The sequence below is a fragment of the Halomonas sp. 707D4 genome (assembly GCF_024158685.1).
Classification (GTDB): Bacteria; Pseudomonadota; Gammaproteobacteria; order Pseudomonadales; family Halomonadaceae; genus Vreelandella.
The window spans coordinates 1-4,017 of record NZ_JAMZBD010000296.1 but is presented as its reverse complement, the minus strand read 5'-3'; the positions used below and the strand labels follow the sequence as shown (position 1 = coordinate 4,017).

The following is a 4,017-nucleotide window of genomic DNA, read 5'->3' as shown; positions in this document are numbered from 1 at the left end:
GCCAGTAAAATACCTTGACTAGAGGCACGCCCATGAACAGAGGTCTTCATCAGCCTGGCGAGTTTCGTGACAACTGCGGTTTCGGGCTCATCGCCCATATGCAAGGGCAGGCCAGTCACGATCTCTTGAAGACAGCGATCGAATCGCTGACCTGCATGACCCACCGTGGCGGTATCGCCGCCGACGGCAAGACCGGCGACGGCTGTGGTCTGCTGCTCAAGATGCCGACCCGCTTCATGCGCGAAAGCGCTCGCGAAGCGCTGGACGTCACCCTCGGCGAACACTTCGCCGTGGGCGTGATCTTTTTGCCCGACGACGATGCGCGTGCCCGGCAGGCCCGCGAGACCCTGGAGCGCGAGCTTGCGGCGCGCGGGCTTGCGTGCGTTGGCTGGCGCGACGTGCCGACGGATCCAAGCGTCTGCGGGCCGATGGCGCTGGACTGCCTGCCGCGCATCGAGCAGGTCTTCGTCGAGCCCGGCAACCGCGACACCTTCACCGTGGATCTGTTCATGGCGCGCCGTCGCGCCGAGCAGGCCCTCAAGCAGGAGGAGGATTTCTACGTCGCCTCGCTCTCTTCCGAGGTCGTCTCCTATAAGGGCCTGGTGATGCCGGAAGACCTGCCGGCGTTCTATAAGGACTTGAACGACGAGCGCCTGGAAACCGCCATCTGCGTCTTCCACCAGCGCTTCTCGACCAACACCGCGCCGCGCTGGCCGCTGGCCCAGCCGTTTCGCCTGCTCGCTCACAACGGCGAGATCAACACCATCGAGGCCAACCGCGGCTGGGCGAACTCCCGCAAGGCCAATTTCGCAAGCGACCGGCTGCCGGACATCGCCGAGCTTGACGAGATCGTCAACACCACCGGCTCCGACTCCTCGAGCATGGACAACATGCTCGAAGTGCTGCTCACCGGCGGCATGGAACTTCACCGTGCGGTGCGCATGATGGTGCCGCCGGCGTGGCAGAACGTCGAGACCATGGATGCCGAGCTGCGCGCGTTCTACGAGTACAACTCCATGCACATGGAGCCCTGGGATGGTCCCGCCGGCGTGGTCATGACCGACGGCCGCCAGGCGGTGTGCATGCTCGATCGCAACGGCCTGCGCCCGGCGCGCTGGGTGATGACCAAGAACGGCTACATCACGCTCGCCTCCGAAACCGGCACCTACGGCTACAAGCCGGAGGACGTGGTCGCCAAGGGTCGCGTCGGCCCGGGCCAGATGCTCGCCGTCGACACCCAGACCGGCGAAGTGCTGCACACCGACGACATCGACAGCCGCCTGAAGTCCGCCTACCCCTACAAGCGCTGGCTCAAGGAGCAGGCCAACTACCTCGAGTCCGCGCTGACCGAGCTTGCTCGCTTCCAGAACATGGACGGCGAGGCGCTGGGCGTGCAGCAGAAGATGTTCCAGGTGACCTTCGAGGAGCGTGACCAGGTGCTGCGTCCGCTGGCGGAGAGCGGTCAGGAAGCGGTGGGCTCTATGGGCGACGACACGCCGATGGCGGTGCTGTCGAGCCGTCCGCGCCTGCTCACCGACTACTTCCGCCAGAAGTTCGCTCAGGTGACCAACCCGCCGATCGACCCGCTGCGCGAGGCGATCGTGATGTCGCTGGAAACCTGCTGCGGCGCCGAGCTCAACGTCTTCAAGGCGACCCCGGAGCACGCCCACCGTCTGATCCTGACCACGCCGATCCTGTCGCCGCGCAAGTTCACCGCGCTGGTCAGCCAGGAGGACCCGGCGTTTTCGAGCTGCACGCTGAGCCTGGGCTACGACCCGGAGACGACCAGCCTCAAGCAGGCGGTCACCGCACTCGCCCAGCGCGCCGAGCAGCGTGTGAAAGAGGGTTGCGTGCTGCTGGTGCTTTCTGACGCCGAGCTGCCCAAGGGCGAAGTGCCGATCCAGGCCGCGCTCGCCGTCGGCGCGGTGCACAGCCACCTGGGGCGGCTGGCCATGCGCCCGATGGCGAACATCATCGTCGAAACCGGCTACGCCCGCGACGCCCATCAGATGGCGGTACTGTTCGGCGTCGGCGCCACGGCGGTCTACCCGTGGCTCGCCTATCAGGTGATGGCGGACATGCACCGCGTCGGCGAGCTGACCGGCAACCCGGCGGATACCCGCGAGAACTACCGCAAGGGCCTGCAGAAGGGGCTGTTCAAGATCCTCTCGAAGATGGGAATCTCGACGCTCGCCTCCTACCGCGGCTCGATGCTGTTCGAGGCGGTGGGACTCAATGACGAGATCATGGATACCTGCTTCGTGGGCATGGCCTCGCGCATCCAGGGCGCCGGTTTCAGCGAGCTGCAGATGCAGCAGACGCTGCTGGCCCGGGACGCCTGGTCGCCGCGCAAGGGGCTCTCCCAGGGTGGCCAGCTCAAGTACGTGCATGGCCACGAGTACCACGCCTACAACCCGGATGTGGTCAAGACCCTGCAGGCGGCGGTGCAGGAGGGTAGCTACGCCAAGTGGAAGACGTTCGCCCAGCTGGTCAACGAGCGCCCGGTGGCGACCATTCGCGATCTTCTCAAGCTCAAGCAGACGGGGGACGCCATCCCGCTCGACGAGGTCGAGTCCGTCGAGAGCCTGCTGCCGCGCTTCGACAGCGCCGGCATGTCTCTGGGCGCGCTGTCGCCGGAGGCCCACGAGGCGCTGGCCCAGGCGATGAACGAGGCCGGCGGTCGCTCCAACTCCGGCGAAGGCGGCGAAGACCATGCCCGCTACGGCACCATCCGAAGCTCCAAGATCAAGCAGATCGCCTCCGGCCGCTTCGGCGTCACGCCGTCGTATCTGGTCAACGCCGAGGTGCTGCAGATCAAGGTCGCCCAGGGCGCCAAGCCCGGCGAAGGCGGCCAGCTCCCTGGCGGCAAGGTCAACGCGCTGATCGCGCGGCTGCGCTACGCGGTGCCTGGCGTCACGCTGATTTCGCCACCGCCGCACCACGACATCTACTCGATCGAGGACCTGGCCCAGCTGATCTTCGATTTGAAACAGGTCAACCCGGAGGCCCAGGTGTCGGTCAAGCTGGTCTCCGAGCCCGGCATCGGCACCATCGCCACGGGCGTTGCCAAGGCCTACGCGGATCTGATCACGGTGTCCGGCTACGACGGCGGCACCGCCGCGAGCCCGCTGACCTCGATCAAGCACGCCGGCTCTCCCTGGGAGCTTGGCTTGCCCGAGGTGCACCAGGCGCTGCGCATCAACGGGCTGCGCGACAAGATTCGCCTGCAGACCGACGGCGGCCTGAAGACCGGCCTCGACGTCATCAAGGCGGCGATCCTGGGTGCCGAGAGCTTCGGCTTCGGCACCGCCCCCATGGTGGCGCTGGGCTGCAAGTACCTGCGCATCTGCCACCTGAACAACTGCGCCACCGGGGTGGCGACGCAAGACGACTACCTGCGCGGCGAGCACTTCCGTGGCACCGTCGACATGGTCAAGAACTACTTCCGCTTCATCGCCGAGGAAGTGCGCGAGATCATGGCCCAGCTCGGCGTGCGAAAGCTCACCGACCTGATCGGTCGCACCGACCTGCTGGAGGCGATCGAGGGCCACACCGCCGCCCAGCGGGGGCTCGATCTCACGCCGCTGCTGAAAAACGACTTCGTTCCGGCGGACGCGCCGCAGTTCTGCACCGTCAGCCGCAACGTGCCCCACGATCCGGGCGCCAAGAACCAGGAGGTGCTCGAGGCGATCAAGAGTGCCATCGAGAACCGCTCCGGCGGCGAGTTCAGCTTCTCGATCACCAACTGTGATCGCAGCGTCGGCGCGCTCTCCTCGGGTGCCATCGCCAAGCGCTACGGCGAAGAGGGGCTGGAAGACGCCCCGATCACCGCGCGCTTCACCGGCGTGGCGGGGCAGAGCTTCGGGGTGTGGAACGCGCGTGGCTTGAACCTGTACCTCGAGGGCGACGCCAACGACTACGTCGGCAAGGGCATGAATGGCGGGCGCATCGTCATCGTGCCGCCAGCGGGGAGCGAGTTCGAGAGCCACAAGACGGCGATCGTCGGCAACACCTGCC

At 66.6% G+C, this 4,017-nt stretch carries 1 protein-coding gene; it reads left to right on the top strand.

The features are described 5' to 3' along the window. Nucleotides 1-32: 32 nt before the first annotated feature. Nucleotides 33-4,017: glutamate synthase large subunit (gene gltB / locus BIS11_RS12335; protein WP_253586142.1), on the top strand; the 3,985-nt coding region annotated here is incomplete at its 3' end.